Genomic DNA, 20,633 nt, shown 5'->3' with positions numbered 1-20,633 from the left:
GCCCGAATATGGCACTCGGTGGCATCACGCCGATGCAGAAATTGGCGCTTGCCGCATAGCTCCACTTTTGGCGTCCGCTGAAAGCGGGGGGATTACCCTGGGCGTTTCACTCTTAAGCGTTTCTACGGAATTTGCGGACAAACTGGACTGCGCCCAGAATCACGAAAAAGGTCGCGGCGATAAACGGAAACGCAGCCTTATATCGATAGTGGCGCAAAGCCTCTGCTGGGCTCATGGTGGTGTTCGTGCTCGGGACTACTGGGTCGTAGTAAACCAGGACGGTGTCTCCGCGCTTTATTGCGTGGCACGGTCGTTTGACCCAATACGAGACGTTGGTGTAGGTATGGCCACCTACCTTGAAGCTGTATGTAACGCTTCCACTATCCGAACAATCAGTGCTAACAACCGTGGCCATCGTGGTGGTGTGACGCACTACCAGTTGCCGCCAAGGCGCGGTCAGGGAAGCGCAGCCGCTGAGATTCATAAGCAGCCAAAGCGCGATGCAAAATCGTAGTGGTTCCATGGATACCGACGCTGAGTAAAGCGGCGCGCGCGTGCGCTTGGATGAGTCGTAGTCACCTGCGCCACCAGACGCCACTTTCCGAAGCTAGCACGCAACCTCACGAAGATCTCCCTCCTCGAGGCGCCGTAGTGCTGTGGAGCACAGGACCAAAGGGCGTTCACCGGAAGGAAAGCCCCGGACGGGCCGGGGCTTTTTTGTTGGCGACCGACCCTAGAACTCCTGGCTGAACCTCACCCCGAACGTCCTAGGCTGGTTGGTTACCACGTACACCTGGCCGTTCGGGTACTGCGGCACCACGCCGTGCGCGGCGCAGACGGCCTCCGCGCATTCGGCGAACTTGTAGATCTGGGCACGTTTGTCGAAGACGTTGTTGACGTAGACGTCGAGCGTCCAGCTGTTCTTGTGGAAGCCGGCGGAGAGGTCGGCGGTGGTGTAGGCGGCGAGGTTGCCGAGCAGGCTGCCTTCATACTGGCGCAGGTCGGCGCGGCGCTCGCCGACGTGCACGAGGGCGGCCTGCAGGAAGGCTTCGTTCTCCCCCACGTCGAAGGTGTAGCGGGCCTGCAGGTTCCCCTTGAAACGCGGCGTGATCGGCAGGCGCGAGCCTTCGGGCGCCTCCGGTCCGTCTACGGCCTCGCCCGTGAGCGGGTTGATGGTGCCGGCAGGACAGTGGGTGATCGGGTTTCCGGCCAGGTCGGTGAAGCCGCAGTAGTTGGCGGTGAGCTTGGCCTTGTAGAAGGCGAAGCCGGCGCTCAGTTCCAGGTTGTAGGTCGCGGCCCAGTCGAGTTCGGACTCCAGGCCGGTGATCCGTGCCTGGTTGGCGTTCTTGATCTCGGTGAGTCCGTTGGCGCCCAGGATGCTGAACTGGAAGTCCTTCCAGTCCTGGCGGAACACCGAGCCGTTGAAGGAGAGTCGGTTGTCCAGCCAGGTGCTCTTCCAGCCGAGTTCGTAGTTGGTGAGATAGTCGGACATGTACGGCGGCAACGTGCCGCGGCGGTTGATGCCACCGGGACGGAAGCCCTCGGATTTGGTCACGTACACCATTTTGGTCGGCGTGATGTTCCAGGTCAGGTTGAACTTGAACAGCGAGCCCGTCTCCTTGACGCGCTTGTCGAAGTCCAGGCAGGGCGCACCGTGATAGGGCTCGGGCGAGATGCAGCCGGCCTGGCCGTAGCTGGAGCCGGGGAAGAACCCCGAACTGAAGCCGAAATAGCCTTCCAGGCTGTTGTTGGTGCGGAAGTAGCGCCCGCCCACCGTACCGGTAAGGGTCTCGGGGATGAAGTCGTAGGACAGCTCGCCGAACACTGCCTCGTCCTGGTCGACGCGCATCTGCTTGGTCAGCCACAGCGAATCGGGCCAGCCAGGGTTCTCCAGCGCGTCGGACAGGTTGTCGATCTTGTAGTCCTGCTGGATGTCGTGGTGCTGCTGTTCCCAGAACAGGCCGGCGACCAGCCGCAGGCGGTCCTCGGCGGGCGAGGCGATGCGCAGTTCGTGGCTGTCCTTGGTGTAGCGGTCGCGCGCATTGATGTACTGCGACGGATTGATCAGCGCGCCGCTGTTGTCGTAGATGTAGGCGCCGTAGCCGTACAGCGTGTCGTACCAGAACGAGTAGTCGCTGTAGTCGCTCTCCTCTTCCTGGCTGCGCTTCAAGTGCGCGTAGGCGTAGGTCAGGTCGAAATTTCCGATCTTGCCCTGCACCGTGAGCGCGGCCTGCCACCAGCGGTCGTCCGTGCGCTCGGGATACCAGTGGGTGAGCGCGAGGTCGCCGACCGCCGGATCGTAGGCGAAGCTGCCGTGCGTGATGGTCTGCTGTCCCATCACGGTCGGGTTGATCGACCAGTCGTCGTCCAGGTCCACCTTCAGCGCCGCACGCGCGCCGTTGGTGGTGGCGTCGTTGTAGGCGTCCCTGGCGCGGTAGGTGCAGTCGAGCGTGGGCGAAGGTGTGCAGCCCTTGGCGTTGCTGACGCTGATGCCGGAGACCGGATAGGTGCGGACGCCGGGCTTGTTGTCGATGTAGCCGGTGTCGTGCTCGTGCCAGCCGACCAGGCGGATCGCCGTATTCTTCGCCACCGGAATGTTGGCCATCCCCTCGCCGACGTACCCCACCCCGCCGTTCTTCACCGTGTTGGCGCTCAGCGCGTAGCTGGCCGCGAAGCCGCTGGTGTCGGGTTTGTTGGTGATGATGCGCAGCGCCCCCGCCTCGGCGCTGGCGCCGTACAGGGTGCCTTGCGGCCCGGCCAGTACCTCGACGCGGGCAATGTCGTACATGTGGATGTCCAGCGGTCCCTGGATCGTGGTGACCGGCTCCTCGTCCAGATACACGCCCACGCTCGGCAGTGAGCCCGAATGGTTGCCATCGCCGCCGCTGGCCACGCCACGCATGTAGATGTGGGCAAAGCCGGGGCCGAAGGTCTCGTAGGAGACGCTGGGCAGGTATTTGACGTAGTCGTCGAAGTTCCTGACGTGCAGTTCCTGCAGTTTCTCGGTACCCAGCACCTGGATGCTGACCGGCACCTTCTGCAGGTCTTCCGTGCGCTTCTGCGCGGTGACGGTCACCTGCTTGAGCGTGGTGATCTTGCCCTTGGCAGGTCCAGCGGCGGCTGGCGTGCTCTGTCCCTCGACCTGGCCGGCGTCCTGGCCGAAGGCCGGCAAGGCAATCGCCAGGCAGATTGCCGCGGCCAGCGGCAGGCGTGACGGTGTGGCACCGGGCGGCCTGCCCGGTCTCTTGCGGTGCGCGTTCCGGTACATCGACTTCCCCTCCCTCGAAGATGACGACGAACAACCCCAGCGACTAGTTCCCCTGTAGTTCCTCCGGTACGTCCGGATAGCTTTGCAATACCGGACCGAGCGCCTGCTCCAGCGGCCCCAGCCAGGGCGCGTAATGGCGCCAGTGCTCGACACCCTCGCGGTAGATCGGCCGTCGCACCTGCTCGGAGCTGGCCGTGCGCACCGGCCGATCGTTCTCGAAGAAACGCAGGCAGCCTTCCTCGAACGGCAGGCCGCAATGATCGAGCAGGCGCCGCACCTCCCCTTCGGTGTCCTCGACCATGCGTTCGTAGAACACGCGGTGCACGCGTCCGGGCAGCACCGCGTCGAAGTGCGCCATCAGCGCCACGTAGTCGCGGTAGTAGCGCCCGAGGTCCTCCAGGCTGTAGCTGAAGCTTTGGCCGCGCGCGAAATGCTGCTTGAACCCGGAAAAGCCGCAGGCCAGCGGGTGGCGGCGCGCGTCGATCAAGACGGCGTTGGGCAGGATCAGATGAATCAGGCCAAGATGCATGAAATTGTTGGGCATCTTGTCGATGAACCGCGGCGCGCCCGTCTTGCGGTGGATGCGCGTGGCGGCGAGATAGTGCTCGCCCAGTGCGCGCAGCCCCTCGCCGTCGAGCGCGGCCAGCGCGTCGTGGTAGGGCAAGGCGCTGTCGGGCCCACCCTGCCCGCGCAGCAGCCGGGTGATCGAGGTGATCTCCGGCAGCTCCATGGTGCCCTCGACCTGGCTGTGGCTGGACAGGATCTGCTCGATCAGGGTGGAACCCGAACGCGGCAGGCCCACGATGAAGATCGGGTCGCGGGCGCCACTGCCCATGCCGCTGCGCGACCGGAAGAACTCGCGGGTGTACCGTGCGCGGATGTGCCGCACGCGCGCACTGGTGTCCTCCGCGCGGTAGTGCAGCTGGGCGCGGCGGATCGCGTTGCCGCGGGCGTAGTGGCGGAACGAGTCCGCGTACTCGTCCTGGTCTTCCAAGGCCTTGCCCATGGCGAACTCCAGGTGCAGGCGGTCCTCCTCGGCGAGGTCCGGACGCGCCAGCTGGGCGCGCATCTGCGCCAGGTCCTGCGCCTGGAAGCGGAAGGTCTTGAGGTTGGCCAGACTCCACCAGACCTCGCCGAAGGACGGCTGCAGCGCCAGGCTGCGCCGGTAGGCCGCAACGGCCTGCGCAAGGCGGCCGGTGGTCTTGAGTGCGTGGCCGTAGCTCATCCAGACCTTCGCCTGGTCCGGATGGCGCTCCAGCAGGTCGGCGTAGATGGCGATGGCCGGCTCGTAGTCGCCGATGCGGCAGAGCACCACGGCCTTGAGGTTGCGGTAGCCGGGATGGTCCGGCTCGACCGCCAGCAGCCGTCCGATTTCGGCCAGCGCCTGCTCCGGCTGGTTGTTCCGGTGCAACAGCAGCGCGTAGTTGTGCCGCGCCTCGTGGAAACCCGGCGCCAGTTCGAGGCAGCGCGCGAGCAGGTGCAGCGCGTCCTCGTTGCGGCCCAGGCGGGCGGCCAGCTCGGCGAACATGCGGATGGCGGCCACGTCGGTGGGGGCGGCCTTGAGGTGCGCGCGCAGCATGGCCTCGGCCTCGGGCAGGCGGTCCCCGGCCAGTGCGGCGGCGATGCCCATCAGGTGCGGATCGTCGGTGGCCCGGCGTACGTGCTCGCCATAGGCGTCGTCCGCCGCCGCAGCTTCGCCCAGGGCGAGCAGCTGGTCGGCGAGCGCGCGCCAGGCCTGCGGCAATCGCGCGTCGACGGCGACGGCCTGGCGCAGGGCCGCAACGGCGTCGCGCCCGCGGCCGACGCGGCCCAGGGCCAAACCGAGTTCCAGTGCCGCCGGCGCCCATGCGGGCTGGCGTCGGACCAGCGGTTCGAGGATCCCGATCGCACCGGCGTGGTCGCCCTGCGCACTGCGCGCGGCTGCCAGCAGACGCAGCGCCGCGGGGTGGCCCGCGGCGACCCGGAGGATCTCCAGCGCCTGTTCGGCAGCCAGCGCCGGATCGCGCTCGAGCAGATGCGTCGCGTGCGCCAGCGCCTGCTCCAGCGTGCCGGTGGCGGCGGAGTTCACGCGGCGCGCGTCCGTGCTCGCCATGCGCGGCGGCCGATGGACGACAGGGCGTCCGGCAAGGACAGGCTGCGATGCATGTGGCGGCGCTCCTCCCGATGCCACAGCCTATAGTCGAACGCGCGCGGTGGGTAGTGGGTAGCGCACAAGCGCACCCTTTGGGCGCGGATGAGCCGTTCGGGCCTGTCGCACCCAGGCGAGCGATCCGCTCCAGGGCGATCATGCGAGCCCTTGCACACCGGCGTATCGTCGCGACCCGTCGCAGCTGCGGCCGGGTTTTGGCCGACACCGGCGGCGGGACGCCGCTCCTGCCTGCCAGGCGGGCCGTGGCGACGTACCCGTTGCCCTATTTGATGCCCACCACCATCGAATCCGGCCCGACCAGGTGCTCGGTGTACGTCCGTCGGAAGCCGGCCTCCCGCATCCAACCCTGGCAATCGGCGCCGGTGTAGTCGAAGCCGCCCGGCGTTTCGATCAGCATGTTGAGGCTCATCAGCAGACCGAAGGCGTTCCGCGACCGGTCGTCGTCTATGATGGACTCGTACACGATCAGCGCACCGCCTTCCGGCAGCGCGGCGTAGGCCTTGCCGATCAGCATGCGCTTGGTGGGCAGGTCCCAGTCGTGCAGGATGTGGCCCATCATGACCACGTCGGCCGCCGGCAGGTCGTCGTCGAAGAAGTTGCCGGCGACGAAACCGACGCGGTCGGCCAGGCCGTTGGCCCGCATGTAGTCCTCGAAGATCGGTCGCACCTCCGGCAGGTCGAAGCCGCTGCCGCGCAGGTGCGGGTTGGCGAGCGCGACCTGCGCGGCCAGGTCGCCCTGGGCGGTGCCGACGTCGACGAAACTGCGACGGTCCTGCCATGGGAACTGGCGGGCGATCGCCAGGTTGGCGCCGCGACTGATGCCGGTCATCGCGGCGAGGAACTGCTTCAGCCGCGCCGGATCGGCATACAGCGTGTCGAACAGGTTGGGCCCGCCGTGCTTGGTCTCGTTCTGCGGCAGGCCGGTGAGCAGCGCCTCGGTGAGACCGTCCCAGAACGGGTACAGGCGCGCGTTCGCCATCTCCAGGATGCCGCCGACGTAGGAGGGCTTGTTGCGATCTAGGAACAGGTCGGTTTCGGGCGTGTTCGCGTAACGGCCCTCCGCGCGCCGCAGGAATCCCAGCGCGACCAGGGCGTCCAGGAAATCGCGCGCGGACCGCTCGTGCAGGCCGAGCCGGGCGCGCAGCTCGTCCAGCCCGGCGGGGCCGTTGGCCAGCTCGGTGAAAAGGCCGAGCTCGATCGCGCTCAGCAGGGTCTTGGAGGCCCAGAAGGCCAGGCCGGTGCGGAGGATGGCGTCGGGAGAGGGTTGGGTCTGCATGGGCTCGCTCCGTGTGGCGCCGCGTGGCGGCGACGGGGATGCGTCGGCCCGAGTACCAACCGCGAACCCGAGGGCCGGCCGGATGGCACGCCCCACCCGCGCGAAGGGCCCGGAGAGGAGGCGTGCGGGCGGATAATGCCACCGGCTCCGTCGAGTGATCTTCACGCATGCGCCTGTGGACCCTGCACCCCCGATTCCTGGACCGCCAGGGGCTGCTGGCCGTGTGGCGCGAGGGCCTGCTCGCCCGTGCCGTGCTGCACGGGCGCACCCGCGGCTACCGGCACCATCCGCAACTGGAACGCTTCCGCGCGCATGCCGAACCCTCGCTGGCGATCGATGCCTACCTGGCGGCGGTGCACGAGGAGGCCTGCGCTCGCGGTTACCTCTTCGATCGCGGCAAGTTCGGCCCGTTACGGCCGGTGGCGGGCATCGTCGCGACCGCCGGCCAGCTCGAGTTCGAGTGGCGGCACCTGTTGCGCAAGCTCGCGGTACGCGATCCGGCGCTGTACGAGCGGTGGCGGGAACGGCGGCCGACCTGCCATCCGCTGTTCCTGCTCGAGCCCGGCCCGGTGGCGCCCTGGGAGCGCCCCTGAGGACGCCGCCCGTGCCCGGGCCTCTGCGTTTGGCCGTCTAAACGTTGGCTGAAAGGTGCGCTTGAAATCGTGCCGGCCACACCTATCTGTCACGCGCCGGAGCCTTCGGGGCCGGTCCGCCGGGCCATCGGCCGGCGGCGATTCCATCCATGTTGCTCTTGAGGAGGATATGGCCATGCGTACCATGTTCGATCTGGCGCCGCTGCATCGTTCGAGCATCGGCTTCGACCGCATCTTCGACATGCTCGAGAACGCCGCGCGCACCCAGGCGGTCGACAACTGGCCGCCCTATGACACGGTCAAGCTCAGCGAGGACCGCTACCGCATCACCATGGCGGTGGCCGGCTTCAGCCGCGACGAGCTCGACATTTCCGCGCAGCCGAACCTGCTGGTGGTCACCGGCGAGCGCAAGAACAGCGAACAGGAGGGCGAGTACCTCTACCGCGGCATCGCCAGCCGCGCCTTCTCGCGCCGCTTCGAGCTGGCCGACCACGTTAAGGTCACCGGCGCCCACCTGGCCGACGGCCTGCTGACCATCGAACTGCAGCGCGAGCTTCCCGAGGCCATGCGGCCGCGCCGTATCGCCATCGAGACTGGCGCAGGCGCGACGCTGGAATCGCCCGCACCGCGCCAGCTCGAGGCCCAGGCAGCGGCCTGAGCCTGCCTGGCTCCGGACGTTCCGCCCGGAGCTGCACGATTGCGGTGACGCCTTGGCGGCCCGCCCCGCGGCGGGCCGCCTTTTCCGCGCGCGCTTGGAAGCGCGCGCCGCGTCCCCATGTTCGGCCAGGTCGGGGCGCGAGCGCCGCGCCCGCAGCCACGAGGTCGCCATGCCGGACTATCGCAAGACCCCCGAAGCCGTCGCCCGCCTCACCCCCGAGCAGTACCGCGTGACCCAGCAGAACGGCACCGAGCGGCCGTTCGACAACGCCTTCCATGCGCACAAGGAGCCCGGCCTGTACGTGGACGTGGTCTCCGGCGAGCCGCTGTTCACCTCGCTGGACAAGTTCGACAGCGGCTGCGGCTGGCCCAGCTTCACCCGCCCGGTGGAGCCCGCCAACGTGCTCGAGAAGCGCGACACCAGCCACGGCATGATCCGCACCGAAGTCCGCTCCAGCCACGGCGACTGCCACCTTGGCCACGTCTTCCCGGACGGTCCGCGCGAGGCCGGCGGCCTGCGCTACTGCATCAACTCCGCGGCGTTGCGCTTCATTCCACTGGAGGCGCTCGAGCGCGAGGGCTACGGCGAATACCGCAAGCTGTTCGAACAGGAGGCCCGGTCATGAGCGAACGCGCCATTCTCGCCGGCGGCTGCTTCTGGGGCATGCAGGAGCTGCTGCGCCACCAGCCCGGCGTGCTCTCCACCCGCGTGGGCTATTCGGGCGGCGACGTGCCCCACGCGACCTACCGCAACCACGGCAACCATGCCGAGGCGGTGGAGATCGTGTTCGACCCGGCGCGGATCAGCTTCCGCGACCTGCTGGAGTTCTTCTTCCAGATCCACGACCCGACCACGCCCAACCGGCAGGGCAACGACCGCGGCACCAGCTATCGCTCGGCCATCTTCTACACCAGCGAGGAACAGGAGCGCGTCGCGGAGGAAACCATCGCCGACGTCGACGCCTCCGGACTGTGGCCGGGCAAGGTGGTGACCGAGGTAGCGCCGGCCGGCGACTTCTGGGAAGCCGAGCCCGAACACCAGGACTATCTGCAGCACTACCCGACCGGCTACACCTGCCACTTCGTGCGGCCCGGCTGGAAGCTGCCGCGCCGCGAAGCCGCGGGCTGAGCGCGGGGCATCGGGATCAGCAGATTCTTGCGATCGCGCAGGGCGTTGCGGCAACGCGGGCCTTCACGCTTATTAGAACGCCGGGTCGATAAGACGGTCAGGTAGGGCGCCCGTTGCGCAGCGCCCATTCCGCAGCGTCGCAGCGCAGGCAGCACGATGCCCCCTGTCGCCGCCCCAGCGACCGCCCGCTCCCAGCCCGTATCGACCAGGAACCTGCATCCGACGCCATGGCCATTTCGACGGAGTCGTTGAAGAGGACCGGCTTTACCGCCGCGAACCGGGTCTACACCGGACTGCGCCAGCTGCATTCCAACCATCAGGCACACGCCGTGCTGCGTTCGGTGGAGAGCCAGCGTGGCCCCACCGACAAGCATCTTCTTCACCGCGCCGAAGAGTACGCGCGGGAGGTGCTCGGCAGCGTCCGGTACGCCCCCTGGCTGCAGGTCTACGCCGCGGTCAGCGGAGCCTTCAAGGAAGGCTGGATCCCGGACAACTACTACGGCCTGGTGGTCGACCCGCTGAAGAGCGGCGAGGCCGCCAAGGTGGCGCTGGTCAAGTCGTTCACCAACCGCATCCTCGACACCGAGGCGTTGCCCGACCTGGCCTACGTGATCGACGGCAATTACTACGGGCGTGATTACCGCCCCATCGACGAAGCGCACCTGGTCAGCATCCTTTTCGCCGAGGATTCGCGCGCCATCTTCAAGGCGGACAACTCCTACCAGGGCCGTGCCATCCGCTTCATGACGCCCGAGGATTTTCCACGCCGCGGCGAAGGCCCCCTGCCCGATGGCGTGTTCCAGGCCCCGATCCACCAGCACGACTTCTTCGCCCAGATAAGCCCCCGCTCGACCGCCACGCTGCGTATCACCACCGCGCGCGAGCCGGACGGCAAGGTCGCAGTCAGGGCAGCCTACCTGCGCGTGGGTCGTGCCGAGGACGATGTCGTGAGCAGCCGCAGCCACGTCCGCGTGGCGTTGGACATCCGCACCGGCGCACTTGCGGACGAAGGCTACCTGCACGACTGGCGCCGCATCGAGACGCATCCGGACACCGGCTTCCGCTTCGCCGGCCAGGCGGTCCCGCGGTTCGACGAGGCGGTGCGTCTGTGCATCGCGCTGCACGCCAGTTGTCCGCACATGCTGTGCCTGGGCTGGGACCTGTGCATCGACCGCGACGAACGCGTGCGCATCATGGAGTGGAACGCGCGCTACAACGACATCAAGTTCTCCGAGGCCACCACCGGCCCCTGCTTCCGCGGGCTTGGCTGGGAGAATCTGTGGCGCAGCGTGCCCGCCTAGCTGGCGCGGCCGGGTGGCGGGGCCGCGTACTACCGGCCCGTCCGCGGCGCCCGCTACACTCGGCCGCATGCTCAAGATCGACACCCACGCGCACATCCTGCCCCGGGACTGGCCCAATCTCGCCGCCAAGTACGGCAACGACCGCTTCCCGGTGATGACGCACACCGACGGCCGCCACCGCATCTACAAGGACGGCAAGTTCTTCCGCGAGGTGTGGGATTCGGCCTTCGATCCGCAGACGCGCATCGACGACTACGCCCGCTTCGGCGTGGACGTGCAGGTGATCTCCACCGTGCCGGTGCTGTTTTCCTACTGGGCGCCCGGCTACCAGGCGCTGGAGCTGCACCGCCACCTCAACGACCACATGGCGCGCGTCTGCCACGATTTCCCGCGCCACTACGCCGGCATCGGCACGGTGCCGCTGCAGGCGCCGGAGCTGGCGATCCGCGAACTGGAGCGCTGCATCGACGAGCTCGGCCTGCAGGGCGTGCAGATCGGCTCGCACTGCAACGACTGGAACCTGGACGCGCCGGAGCTGTTTGCGTTCTTCGAGGCGGCGGCGGACCTGGGCGCCGCGATCCTGGTCCATCCATGGGACATGATGGGCACCGCCAGCATGCCGAAGTACTGGCTGCCCTGGCTGGTTGGCATGCCCGCGGAGCAATCGCGCGCCGGCTGCTGCCTGGTGTTCGGCGGCGTGCTGGAGCGCCTGCCCAGGCTGCGCATCATGCTGGCCCACGGCGGCGGCAGCTTTCCCTGGTCGATCGGGCGCATCGAGCACGGCTTCCGCATGCGCCCGGACCTCGTCGCCACCGACAACCCGCGCAACCCGCGCGAGTACCTCAAGCGCCTGTACTTCGACTCCTGCGTGCACGACGAGCGGGCGCTGCGCTATCTCCTGGATGTGACCGGCGTCGACCGCGTGATGCTGGGCACCGACTATCCTTTCCCGCTGGGCGAGCAGGAGCCCGGCAGCGGCATCGAGGCGCTGGGCCTGCCCGAACCCGACCGCGCGCGGCTGTTCCACGGCACCGCGCTGGAATGGCTCGGCCTACCCCTGCAGCGTTTCGTCAACCCAGGCACACCGGAGCGTCCATGAGCCTCTTCCGCAGCACCCTCCTGGCCGGCACCTTGCTGCTGGCCGGCAACGCGCACGCCACCGAGGTCGACATGGCCGGCGGCGTCAGCTTCAACACGCCCGACAACTGGGTGCCGATCATGGAAACCCAGGGCGACCCGGAAGTGCGCGTGTTCCAGGTGCCCGACCCCTCGCCCACCGCCAGCCGCAGCCTGGCCCGCGTCTCCGTGACGGTGAAGCAGGTGGACGACCTGGCCGCGTTCGAACGCTACGTCGCCGGGGCGACGCAGAAAGCGAAGACGCTCGCCGCCTACCAGCCTGCCGGACAGCCCGACGGCCCCAACAGCTACGCCTACACCGCGCAGGAAAGCGGCTCGCCCTACCGGTACAGCGAGCGCTACTGGTTCCGCAACAACCGTGCGATCCAGCTGCGTTGCGTGCGGCCGGATCGCAGCGAGGCCGGCGCGGCCTGGGCGAGCGCCTTCGACAAGGGCTGCGACGCCATCGCCGCCGACCTGGCGCGCTGAGGCGGCCGCATGAGCGACTACCAGGCCACCCGGGCGTGGGCCGCGGCCGCGGACGACGCCGATCCGCTGCGCGCGTTCCGCGACGAATTCCTGATCCCCCCGCACGAAGGACGCGAGGCGCACTACTTCTGCGGCAACTCGCTCGGCCTGCAGCCGCGCGGCGTGCGCGAAGCGATCGCCGCGGAACTGGACTACTGGGGCGAGCTGGCCGTGGAAGGGCACTTCAAGGGCCGCCTGCCGTGGATGGACTACCACGAGTTCGTGCGCGACGACCTCGCCCTGGTCACCGGCGCACAGCCCTCCGAAGTGGTGGCGATGAACACCCTGGGCGTGAACCTGCACCTGATGATGGTGAGCTTCTACCGCCCCACACCCGGGCGCCACGCCATCCTGATCGAGGCCGGCGCCTTCCCCACCGACCGCTACGCGGTGGAATCGCAGATCCGCTTCCACGGCTACGATCCGGCCACCGCGCTGATCGAGCTGGAGGCGGACGAGCCCAACGGCACCATTTCGGATACCGCCTTCGAGCGCGCCCTCGCCGAGCACGGCGCGCGCACGGCGCTGGTGATGCTGCCGGGCGTGCAGTACCGCACCGGCCAGGCGTTCGATCTGGCCGCCATCACCCGGCTGGCGCACGCGCAGGGCTGCCAGGTCGGCTTCGACCTGGCGCACGCGGTAGGCAATCTGCCGCTGCGGCTGCACGACAGCGGCGCGGACTTCGCCATCTGGTGCAGCTACAAGTACCTCAACGCCGGCCCCGGCGCGGTCGGCGGTGCCTTCGTGCACGAGCGCCACGCGCGCGCGGCGTTGCCGCGGTTCGCCGGCTGGTGGGGGCACGACAAGACCACCCGCTTCCAGATGGGCCCGCAGTTCGTGCCCACGCCCGGCGCCGACGGCTGGCAGCTGTCCAACCCGCCGATCCTGGCACTGGCGCCGCTGCGAGTCTCGCTGGACGTGTTCCGCCGCGCCGGCATGGAGCGCCTGCGCGCCAAGTCGCTGCGCCTGACCGGCTACCTGGAGTGGCTGGTGCACACGCAGCTGGCCGACCTGCTGGAGATCGTCACGCCGGCCGATCCCACCCGCCGGGGGGCGCAGCTGTCGATCCGCGTCCTCGGTGGTCGTGCCCGCGGCCGCGCACTGTTCGAGTACCTGATGGCCAACGGCGTGATCGGCGACTGGCGCGAACCGGACGTGATCCGCATCTCGCCCGCGCCGCTCTACAACCGCTTCGCCGACTGCCTGGCCTTCGCCGAGACGGTGCGACGCTGGGCCACCACCGGCTGATGCCATGGCCGAAGCGCGCGCCACGCACTGGGAAATGGTGTACCGCAGCCGTGCCGCGCAGGAGGTCAGCTGGTACCGGCCGCATCTGGATGCCTCGCTGGCACTGCTGCGCCAGGCCGGGCTCGGCCCCGACACGCGCGTGATCGATGTCGGCGGCGGCGCCTCCACGCTGGTGGACGACCTGCTCGCGCTCGGCGTATGCGCAGTCACCGTGCTGGACCTGTCCGCGACCGCGCTCGCCACGGCACGGGCCCGGCTGGGTGACCGCGCGGGCACGGTGCGCTGGCTGGCCGCCGACCTGCTCGAGGCTGGCTTTGCCGCAGCCCGGTTCGATCTCTGGCACGACCGCGCCGTGCTGCACTTTCTCACCGAGCCGGCGCAGGTGCGCCGCTACGCGGAACAGGCCGCGCATGCGGTGCGCCCCGGCGGTCATGCCGTGATCGGCGGCTTCGCGCCCGACGGGCCGGAGCGCTGCAGCGGCCTGCCGGTGGCACGGCGCGCGGCCGCCGACATCGCCACCGCACTCGGCCCAGCGTTCCGGCTGGTCGACCAACGTCGCGAGCTGCATCCCACTCCGGCCGGCGCCACCCAGGCCTTCGCCTACGCGCTGCTCGAGCGCGTCTGAGGCGCGCTTCATCGCGGCTTGACCGCGGGCGCGCGATGGTGGATGCCTCGCGCGTTCCGGAGCCCGCCATGAAAAACGACGCCCCCCAGGACGATACCGACCTGCAGAAGCTCGCCGAGCTCATCGACGCCATCGAGGTGGCCATGATGACGACGCACGCCGAGGACGGCTCCCTGGTGAGTCGCCCGCTGCAAACGCTCAAGCTGACCGCCGAGGGAGACCTGGTCTTCTTCACCGCCGCCGACAGCGCCAAGGTCGAGCAGCTCACCGAGGACCTCGACGTCAACCTGGCCTACGCCCACCAGGAGGACAGGCGCTACGTCTCGGTGCGCGGGCGGGCGCGCATGGACCGCGACCAGGCGCTGATCGAGGAGCTGTGGTCGCCGGCGCAGAACGTGTTCTTCTCCGGCAAGGACGATCCCAACCTGATGGTGCTTCGCGTGCGTGTCCGCGATGCGATGTACTGGGAGGCCGCCGGCAATTTCGTGGAGCGTGCGCTGGACTTCGCGCGCGGCATGTGGAGCGAACAGCCGCGCGACCTGGGACGACAGGGGCACCTGCACGGCTGAGGCGGCAGCTCAGGAGGCGTCCAGCACCTCGCGCAATGCACGCCCCAGTTGCTCCAGCGTGTGCGGCTTGCCCAGCAGCGGGCCGTCCGGCACGCCCTGCTGGCTGGCCGCCCGCGGCGAGTAGCCGGTGGTATACAGCACCTTCAGGCCGGGCCGAAGGCGGCGTGCCTCGGCGGCGAGGCGCTGACCGTCGATGCCCGGCATGACCACGTCGGTAAACAGCAGCGCGATGGCCGGATGGGCATCGAGCAACGCCAGCGCGGGCTCCGCGCCGTCCGCCTCGAGCACGAGGTAGCCCAGCTCGCGCAGGGCCTCGGCCGTCACTGTCCGTACGCTGCGCTCGTCGTCCACCAGCAGGATCAGCTCCCGCCGTCCTCTCGGCAGGCTCGCGGCGACGGGTCCGGGCGCCGCCGGTTCGGCCTTCTGGCCCGCCAGTCGCGGCAGGTAGATCTTGACGCTGGTGCCGCGGCCCGGTTCCGAATAGATCCTCACGTGCCCGCCCGACTGCTTGACGAAGCCGTAGACCTGGCTCAGCCCCAGGCCGGTGCCCTGCCCGGCCTGCTTGGTGCTGAAGAAGGGGTCGAAGGCGCGCTCGACGACCTCCGGCGGCATGCCCACGCCGTCGTCGGACACCGCCACCAGCACGTAGTCGCCCTCGGCCACGCCGGGATGGCTGGCCGTGTAGCGCCGGTCCAGCCGAGCGTTGCCGGTCTCGATGACCAGCCGGCCGCCATCCGGCATCGCGTCGCGCGCATTGACCGCAAGGTTGACGATGGCGTTCTCCAGCTGGTTCGGGTCGGCCCGCGTGCACCAGAGCCTGCTGCCGGTGAGCAGCTCGAGCTGGACGTTCGCGCCGAGTGCGCGGCGCAGCAGGTCGGACATGCCGGCCACCAGCTCGTTGACGTCGACCGGCTGCGGCTTCAGCGGCTGCTGCCGGGCGAAGGCGAGCAGGCGCTGCGTGAGCGCGGCCGCCCGGTTGGCAGCCTCCATCGCGCTCTCGGCATGGCGCCGTTCTGGCACGTCCGCGGCCATCTTGCGGCGGAGCAGGTCGAGCGAACCGATCACCACCGCCAGCATGTTGTTGAAGTCGTGCGCGATGCCACCGGTGAGCTGGCCGACCGCCTCCATCTTCTGGCTTTGCCGCAGCGCCCCCTCCGCCATCGCCAGCGCCTGCGCCTGCTCCTTCTGCGCGGTGACGTCGCGGCCGCTCGCGTAGACGATGCCGTCGTCCTGGTTGGCCACCCAGGAGATCACCCGGTAGCTGCCGTCGCGATGGCGCACGCGGTTCTCGAAGCCCGACTTCCTGCCGGCCCCGGCGAAGAAGGGGCGCCCGTTGGCCGGACGGTCGTCCGGGTGGATGAATTCCATCGAGCGACGGCCGACCACGTCGGCCGGCTCCCAGCCGAGCACGGTGAGCCAGGCGTCGCTGACCTGCAGCAGGCGCCCGTGCTCGTCGACCACCGCCTGCAGGTCGCGGGAGAATTTCCACGCGCGGTCGCGGTCGCGCGTACGCTCCTCCACGCGCTGCTCGAGCGTTTCGTTGAGCTCGCGCAGGCGCTCCTGGGCCCGCCGGCGTTCGGCGATTTCCCGCTGGGCGGTGGCGTAGAGGTTGGCGTTGTCCACGGCGATCGCAGCGTAGGTGGCGATACCCCGCCCCAGCCGTTCGTGCCGCGTGGAGAAGCGCGCCGGCTCGGGATGGCCGAAGAACAGCCCACCCAGCACCTCCCCCGAGCGCGAGACCACCGGCACGGCCAGGTAGCTGCGTACGGGCGGATGGCCGGACGGCAGTCCGTGGTGGGGCGGGCTCTTGCCGTAGCGCGGATCCTTCAGCACGTCGTCGGAGCGGACCAGGCATTCGCCGGCGAGCGTGGGCCGGAACAAGGCACTGGCACGGGGCATCGGGTAGTGTTCGAACCGTTCGCGCGGAACGCCCGAAAGGGTGTAGAGCAGCATGTGCTCGCCCTCGGGCCCGGTGGCGTTGTAGAAAAAAGCGCCCATGCGCGCGCCGGTCAGCTCGACTCCCGCATCGGTGACCGTCTGCACCACGCGTTCCAGATCGAGCTCGCTCGCCACGGCGGCGCCGACGCGGTTGAGCGTCTCCAGCGCCTCGCTCTCCTCGCGCAGGGCCGCCTCGTTGCGCTCACGCGCGCCGTCGTCGTGCACCGTGAGCACGGCGCCGATCCGTTCGCCCCGGGCATCGTCGATCGGGCATGCGGAGCCCAGCAGCACGAGCTCGGTTCCGTCCGCGCATCGCATCCGCCAGCGCGCACCGGTGACCGTCTCGCCATCGAGCGCCCGCGCGAGCGGCAAGGCCTGCGCGGCGGCGGCTGGGTCGTCGGCGGCCAGCAGCCGGAAGGCGCGCGCATAGTCCTGCGGCCCGGCGCCGATAATGCCGGTGCCGTACAGGCGGACGGCGGCTTCGTTGAGGTAGGCGATGCGGCCGGCACGGTCGGCCAGGACGACGCACTCGGCGAGCTGGCCCAGGATCGCCGCCTGGCCGGCGGCAAGCAGCGCTCGCGGCAGGACCGGCGGGTCAGACGGGCCCACGGCAACTCCCCGCGAGTACGCGGCCTGCGGCAGCCGGCAGCATTCCGCAATCCTTTCCGGAGGGCATGGCGGGAGTATAGGGGCTGCGGGTGAACCCGCCGCCACGGGACCGCCGCGCGGCGCGCTGCGACGCGGACCGCGTCACAGCGGGAGCCGGCGCCCGTACCGGCTCAGACCGGCTCGCAGCCCGTGCGGTCGACCGTGGCGAGCAGGTCGGCCACCGTGCCCTGCCCCGGCAGCACCAGGCCGGGCGCCAACTCGGCCAGTGGCAGCAGCACGAAGGCGCGCTCGGCGATGCGCGGGTGCGGCAGCACCAATCGGTCGTCCGCCAGGCGGACACCCTCCATGTGCAGCAGGTCCAGGTCCAGCGTGCGCGGTCCCCAGCGCTGCTCGCCACGTACGCGCCCTTGCGCCGTCTCGATCGCCAGCAGGCCGTCGAGCAGCGCGTGCGGGTCGAGCGCGGTCTCGAGGCTGGCCACCGCGTTGAGGAACGGCGGCTGCGCCTGGATGCCCCACGGCGGCGTCCGCCAGTAGCGCGAGTGGGCCGTGCAGCGCGTCTCCGGTAAACGGTCGAGCGCCGCCAGGGCACGGCGCAGCTGCGCGGGCGGGTCGTCCAGGTTGCTGCCCAGCGCGACGAAAGCGCGGGTCATGGTCGCGGCACCTAGGCGGAGTCGGGCTTGTGGCCACTCTTGCGGCGCCGGCGACGCTTGCGCGGCGGCGCGGCCGTCGCGGCGGCGTCCGCGCCGGTCTTGCCGCCGCTGGCCGGCAGCGCGGCCGCCAGCACCTCCTGCGGCAACTGCTGTGCGTGCGCCCACCACTGGCCGAGCTCGCGCAAGGCGGGCGACTCGGCCCCGCGCAGCAGCAGGAAGTCGAACGCGGCGCGGAAGCGCGGGTGCGCCATCAGCCGGAACACGCGCTTGCGCTGGATCTGCTCGAAGCGCGGCTGCAGCGACCAGATCTCCTCCATGGTGAGGGTGAAGCGGCGCGGGATCGCCACGCGCTGGCACTGTTCGCCCACCACGTGCGCCGCGGCGCGGGCCCATGCCTCGTTGCCGTCCACGCCCTTGGCCATCCAGGCGTGCGCCAGGTCGCGCACCTCGCCCCACAGCAGCACGGCGAACAGGAACGCGGGCGTCACCGACTTGCCCTCGGCGATGCGCGCATCGGTGTTGGCCAGGCCCTGCTCGATCAGCGAGCGCAGCGCCTGGTCGCCGCGCCGCAATGCGCGCGCGGTGGCCGGGAACATGAACTTCAGCAGGCCGCACTGCTCGAGCATGCGGAAGCTCTTCAGGCCGTGCCCGGCCAGGAACAGCTTGAGCGACTCGTCGAACAGCCGCGCAGGCGAGCTCTCGGTGAGCAGCGGACCGAGCTCCTCGAACGGCGCGGCCGCCCGTGGATCGATGGTGAAGCCCAGTTTGGCCGCCAGCCGCGCCGCACGCAGCATGCGCACCGGGTCTTCGCGGTAGCGCGTGGCCGGATCGCCGATCAGGTGCAGCACGCGCTGTTCCAGGTCCTGCATGCCGCCGACGTAATCGCGTACCGAGAAATCGCTGATGTCGTAGTACAGGGCATTGACGCGGAAGTCGCGGCGTACCGCGTCCTCCTCGATCGTGCCCCAGACGTTGTCGCGCACGATCAGCCCGTCGACGATGTGGCGGTCGCCGTCGCCGCCTTCCTCTTCGCCGGTGCCGCGGAAGGTGGCCACCTCGATGATCTCCGGACCGAACACCACGTGGGCAAGACGGAAGCGGCGACCGATCAGGCGGCAGTTGCGGAACAGCTTCTTGACCTCGTCGGGCGTGGCGTTGGTCGCCACGTCGAAGTCCTTGGGATGGCCGCCGAGCAGCAGGTCGCGCACGGCGCCGCCCACCAGGAAGGCGTCGTAGCCGGCGTCGTGCAGGCGGTACAGCACGCGCAGCGCGGCCTTGCTGATGTTCTTGCGGGAGATCACGTGCCGCTCGCGCGGTATGACCGTGAGCGCAGGCGTGGGAAAAGTCCGTGCTTCGGGATTCAAGCGGGTATGGATCCTTGGCGGGCGCGGAGCGCCCTCTGTGCAACCATCGCGGCGCCACGCGCCACGTTCCGTCCGGTGCGGCACCGGGCCGCCGGCCTGTTCCGCCGGCCGCCCGGACCAAACGTCACGCGGGCATTGCCGGGCGAAACAATTCCGCTATACTAGCGCGCCTCGCAGTTCCGCGCTCCCTTCGTCTAGTGGCCCAGGACACCGCCCTCTCAAGGCGGGAACACGAGTTCGAACCTCGTAGGGAGCGCCACTTGTTTCTGCAATCGTCCGTGATTGCCGCTGTCGGGAAGGGTCTCGCTAGCCCGTTGCCCCTGGCCATTGGCTAGACTAGAAGCGGCTATCCATGGCCGCACTTCCAACACGAGCTTCCGACCGCTCCCCTACCAGCCGACCGCTTCCATGACCTTTGTCGTCACCGACAACTGCATCAAGTGCAAGTACACCGACTGTGTCGAGGTCTGTCCGGTCGACGCCTTCCATGAAGGCCCGAACTTCCTGGTGATCAATCCCGACGAGTGCATCGACTGCACCCTGTGCGAGCCGGAGTGCCCGATCAACGCGATCTACCCGGAGGACGACGTGCCGGCCGGCCAGGAGGCGTTCGTGTCGCTCAACGCGGAACTCTCGCGGACGTGGCCGGTGATCACCGAACGCAAGGATGCCTTGCCGGACGCCAAGGACTGGGAAGGCAAGCCGGACAAGCTCGGCCTGCTCGAACGCTGAGCCGATCACTGCATCGCCAGAACGCCGCCCCCCGGGCGGCGTCTTCGTTCCGGGGCGCGGGATCGAGCTTGCTCGCGATGCCCCTTGCCCATGGCTCGTAACGAACGCCCGAGTCGGAGCGAGCTAGCTGTGATGTTGTTGCCTTTGTGGCGCGCCCCAAAGGAAGAGCATGGCCTGCAAGCCGCTGCTACAGGTGAGCGCGAAGCGCGGGCGCATGACGCAAGACGCCGCCCGGAGGCGGCGCCCATGTCCCGCAGTGCGGCGCGGCTCAGCCGCCCAGCTTCCCCTTCAGCGTATCGACCACCTTGGCCACGGCGGCGGCCTGGCCCTGGGCGCGCACCTCGCTGGCGTTCGTGCCGCTGCCGGTCACCGTCACCTGCACCTGGCGCGACACCTTGCCGGAAGCGGCCGTCTCGTCGCCGCGGTCGCGGTGGAACAGGCGGCCGAAGAAGCCGCGCTTCTTCGTTGGCGCTGCGGTGACGCTCAGCGTGTAGCTGCGGGCCGCGTCGTCGCGCGCGACGACCTTGCCCAGCGTGCCGGCATCCAGCACCTCGCCGACGCGGCGATAGGCGTTGTCCACGTTGTCGGCCAGCACGAAGCCGTCGGCGATCACGCCGCCGGCGCCGCCGACATCGGCCCTGACGCCCTCGGCGGTGGGGTTGTTGGCGCCCGGCGGCGGGATCACCAACGCGTCGTTGGCCGGCGGCGTGTCGAGGCCCGGCGGAATTTCCAGCGGCGCCTCCTGTTTGGCGGTGTCCCACGCCTTGTGCGAACGGAACATGCCGCAGCCGGAGAGCAGCAGGCCGCTCAGGACCAGGGTGGGCAGGACGAAGGCGAGCGAGGTTTTCTTCATGGAATTCGGTTCCGGAAAAGGATCAGGC

19 protein-coding genes and 1 tRNA gene are annotated in these 20,633 nt (G+C 69.4%); 12 read left to right on the top strand and 8 right to left on the bottom strand.

What is annotated here, in order from left to right:
* Positions 1-112: 112 nt before the first annotated feature.
* From WAT24_RS16565 to WAT24_RS15970, 4 genes are all read right to left on the bottom strand, one after another.
* Positions 113-415 (bottom strand): DUF3592 domain-containing protein, encoded by a 303-nt coding sequence (locus WAT24_RS16565; protein ID WP_425605318.1) that lies wholly within the window; start codon positions 413-415, stop codon positions 113-115.
* Between the two features lie 318 nt (positions 416-733).
* On the bottom strand, positions 734-3,268 hold the full coding sequence (locus WAT24_RS15980; RefSeq protein WP_336808896.1) for a TonB-dependent receptor: 2,535 nt from the start codon (positions 3,266-3,268) through the stop codon (positions 734-736).
* Positions 3,269-3,311: 43 nt separating this feature from the next.
* Positions 3,312-5,360, bottom strand: a complete 2,049-nt coding sequence (locus WAT24_RS15975; RefSeq protein WP_425605317.1) for a tetratricopeptide repeat-containing sulfotransferase family protein — start codon at positions 5,358-5,360, stop codon at positions 3,312-3,314.
* 319 nt (positions 5,361-5,679) lie between these two features.
* Positions 5,680-6,693 carry a methyltransferase gene (locus tag WAT24_RS15970; RefSeq protein WP_336808894.1) on the bottom strand — a complete coding sequence of 338 codons (1,014 nt, stop codon included), beginning with the start codon at positions 6,691-6,693 and terminating at the stop codon, positions 5,680-5,682.
* A 167-nt stretch (positions 6,694-6,860) separates the two neighbouring features.
* Between WAT24_RS15970 and WAT24_RS15965 the strand changes: the two genes are divergently transcribed.
* From WAT24_RS15965 to WAT24_RS15920, 10 genes are all read left to right on the top strand, one after another.
* Entirely contained in the window at positions 6,861-7,286 is a 426-nt protein-coding gene (locus tag WAT24_RS15965) for a pyrimidine dimer DNA glycosylase/endonuclease V (protein WP_336808893.1), read from the top strand.
* Between the two features lie 175 nt (positions 7,287-7,461).
* A complete protein-coding gene (locus WAT24_RS15960) occupies positions 7,462-7,944 on the top strand; it encodes an Hsp20 family protein (protein WP_336808892.1) in 483 nt (160 codons plus the stop codon).
* Positions 7,945-8,113: 169 nt separating this feature from the next.
* On the top strand, positions 8,114-8,569 hold the full coding sequence (gene msrB, locus WAT24_RS15955; protein ID WP_336808891.1) for a peptide-methionine (R)-S-oxide reductase MsrB: 456 nt from the start codon (positions 8,114-8,116) through the stop codon (positions 8,567-8,569).
* Complete coding sequence (gene msrA, locus WAT24_RS15950) at positions 8,566-9,072, top strand: peptide-methionine (S)-S-oxide reductase MsrA (protein WP_336808890.1); 507 nt, start codon at positions 8,566-8,568, stop codon at positions 9,070-9,072. Before msrB ends, msrA begins: the two co-directional genes overlap by 4 nt.
* Positions 9,073-9,299: 227 nt before the next feature.
* Positions 9,300-10,373 (top strand): sugar-transfer associated ATP-grasp domain-containing protein, encoded by a 1,074-nt coding sequence (locus WAT24_RS15945; RefSeq protein ID WP_336808889.1) that lies wholly within the window; start codon positions 9,300-9,302, stop codon positions 10,371-10,373.
* Between the two features lie 67 nt (positions 10,374-10,440).
* On the top strand, positions 10,441-11,472 hold the full coding sequence (locus tag WAT24_RS15940; RefSeq protein WP_336808888.1) for an amidohydrolase family protein: 1,032 nt from the start codon (positions 10,441-10,443) through the stop codon (positions 11,470-11,472).
* Positions 11,469-11,978, top strand: a complete 510-nt coding sequence (locus WAT24_RS15935) for a hypothetical protein (RefSeq protein ID WP_336808887.1) — start codon at positions 11,469-11,471, stop codon at positions 11,976-11,978. The genes WAT24_RS15940 and WAT24_RS15935 overlap by 4 nt, the downstream gene beginning before the upstream one ends.
* A gap of 9 nt (positions 11,979-11,987) precedes the next feature.
* Entirely contained in the window at positions 11,988-13,265 is a 1,278-nt protein-coding gene (gene kynU / locus WAT24_RS15930; RefSeq protein ID WP_336808886.1) for a kynureninase, read from the top strand.
* 4 nt (positions 13,266-13,269) lie between these two features.
* Entirely contained in the window at positions 13,270-13,890 is a 621-nt protein-coding gene (locus tag WAT24_RS15925; protein WP_336808885.1) for a class I SAM-dependent methyltransferase, read from the top strand.
* A 68-nt stretch (positions 13,891-13,958) separates the two neighbouring features.
* The gene (locus WAT24_RS15920) at positions 13,959-14,459 is read left to right on the top strand and encodes a pyridoxamine 5'-phosphate oxidase family protein (protein WP_336808884.1); all 501 of its coding nucleotides are present in this window, start codon (positions 13,959-13,961) and stop codon (positions 14,457-14,459) included.
* 9 nt (positions 14,460-14,468) lie between these two features.
* Here the strand turns inward: WAT24_RS15920 and WAT24_RS15915 are convergent, their stop codons facing one another.
* From WAT24_RS15915 to pcnB, 3 genes are all read right to left on the bottom strand, one after another.
* Complete coding sequence (locus tag WAT24_RS15915; protein ID WP_336808883.1) at positions 14,469-17,006, bottom strand: GAF domain-containing hybrid sensor histidine kinase/response regulator; 2,538 nt, start codon at positions 17,004-17,006, stop codon at positions 14,469-14,471.
* 170 nt (positions 17,007-17,176) lie between these two features.
* On the bottom strand, positions 17,177-17,656 hold the full coding sequence (folK, locus tag WAT24_RS15910; RefSeq protein WP_336808882.1) for a 2-amino-4-hydroxy-6-hydroxymethyldihydropteridine diphosphokinase: 480 nt from the start codon (positions 17,654-17,656) through the stop codon (positions 17,177-17,179).
* An 11-nt stretch (positions 17,657-17,667) separates the two neighbouring features.
* Positions 17,668-19,020, bottom strand: a complete 1,353-nt coding sequence (pcnB, locus tag WAT24_RS15905; protein WP_336808881.1) for a polynucleotide adenylyltransferase PcnB — start codon at positions 19,018-19,020, stop codon at positions 17,668-17,670.
* Between the two features lie 183 nt (positions 19,021-19,203).
* Between pcnB and WAT24_RS15900 the strand changes: the two genes are divergently transcribed.
* Together WAT24_RS15900 and fdxA are read left to right on the top strand one after the other, a co-directional pair.
* Positions 19,204-19,279 (top strand) — tRNA-Glu (locus WAT24_RS15900).
* 149 nt (positions 19,280-19,428) lie between these two features.
* The gene (fdxA, locus tag WAT24_RS15895; protein ID WP_336808880.1) at positions 19,429-19,752 is read left to right on the top strand and encodes a ferredoxin FdxA; all 324 of its coding nucleotides are present in this window, start codon (positions 19,429-19,431) and stop codon (positions 19,750-19,752) included.
* A gap of 268 nt (positions 19,753-20,020) precedes the next feature.
* Here fdxA and WAT24_RS15890 read toward each other — a convergent pair whose 3' ends face one another.
* On the bottom strand, positions 20,021-20,605 hold the full coding sequence (locus tag WAT24_RS15890; RefSeq protein ID WP_336808879.1) for a hypothetical protein: 585 nt from the start codon (positions 20,603-20,605) through the stop codon (positions 20,021-20,023).
* Between the last annotated feature and the right edge of the window lie 28 nt (positions 20,606-20,633).

Origin of the sequence: Fulvimonas yonginensis (assembly GCF_037137055.1) — a bacterium.
Taxonomy (GTDB): Bacteria; Pseudomonadota; Gammaproteobacteria; order Xanthomonadales; family Rhodanobacteraceae; genus Frateuria_A; species Frateuria_A yonginensis.
The sequence above is the reverse complement of the archived record's forward strand: the minus strand, read 5'-3'. Positions and strand labels throughout refer to the sequence as shown.

What these genes read in the sequence shown, in the direction of transcription:
- WAT24_RS16565 (WP_425605318.1), bottom strand. Translation starts at nt 415, where the DNA reads ATGGCCACGGTTGTTAGCACTGATTGTTCGGATAGTGGAAGCGTTACA.
- WAT24_RS15980 (WP_336808896.1), bottom strand. Translation starts at nt 3,268, where the DNA reads ATGTACCGGAACGCGCACCGCAAGAGACCGGGCAGGCCGCCCGGTGCC.
- WAT24_RS15975 (WP_425605317.1), bottom strand. Translation starts at nt 5,360, where the DNA reads ATGGCGAGCACGGACGCGCGCCGCGTGAACTCCGCCGCCACCGGCACG.
- WAT24_RS15970 (WP_336808894.1), bottom strand. Translation starts at nt 6,693, where the DNA reads ATGCAGACCCAACCCTCTCCCGACGCCATCCTCCGCACCGGCCTGGCC.
- WAT24_RS15965 (WP_336808893.1), top strand. Translation starts at nt 6,861, where the DNA reads ATGCGCCTGTGGACCCTGCACCCCCGATTCCTGGACCGCCAGGGGCTG.
- WAT24_RS15960 (WP_336808892.1), top strand. Translation starts at nt 7,462, where the DNA reads ATGCGTACCATGTTCGATCTGGCGCCGCTGCATCGTTCGAGCATCGGC.
- msrB (WP_336808891.1), top strand. Translation starts at nt 8,114, where the DNA reads ATGCCGGACTATCGCAAGACCCCCGAAGCCGTCGCCCGCCTCACCCCC.
- msrA (WP_336808890.1), top strand. Translation starts at nt 8,566, where the DNA reads ATGAGCGAACGCGCCATTCTCGCCGGCGGCTGCTTCTGGGGCATGCAG.
- WAT24_RS15945 (WP_336808889.1), top strand. Translation starts at nt 9,300, where the DNA reads ATGGCCATTTCGACGGAGTCGTTGAAGAGGACCGGCTTTACCGCCGCG.
- WAT24_RS15940 (WP_336808888.1), top strand. Translation starts at nt 10,441, where the DNA reads ATGCTCAAGATCGACACCCACGCGCACATCCTGCCCCGGGACTGGCCC.
- WAT24_RS15935 (WP_336808887.1), top strand. Translation starts at nt 11,469, where the DNA reads ATGAGCCTCTTCCGCAGCACCCTCCTGGCCGGCACCTTGCTGCTGGCC.
- kynU (WP_336808886.1), top strand. Translation starts at nt 11,988, where the DNA reads ATGAGCGACTACCAGGCCACCCGGGCGTGGGCCGCGGCCGCGGACGAC.
- WAT24_RS15925 (WP_336808885.1), top strand. Translation starts at nt 13,270, where the DNA reads ATGGCCGAAGCGCGCGCCACGCACTGGGAAATGGTGTACCGCAGCCGT.
- WAT24_RS15920 (WP_336808884.1), top strand. Translation starts at nt 13,959, where the DNA reads ATGAAAAACGACGCCCCCCAGGACGATACCGACCTGCAGAAGCTCGCC.
- folK (WP_336808882.1), bottom strand. Translation starts at nt 17,656, where the DNA reads ATGACCCGCGCTTTCGTCGCGCTGGGCAGCAACCTGGACGACCCGCCC.
- fdxA (WP_336808880.1), top strand. Translation starts at nt 19,429, where the DNA reads ATGACCTTTGTCGTCACCGACAACTGCATCAAGTGCAAGTACACCGAC.
- WAT24_RS15890 (WP_336808879.1), bottom strand. Translation starts at nt 20,605, where the DNA reads ATGAAGAAAACCTCGCTCGCCTTCGTCCTGCCCACCCTGGTCCTGAGC.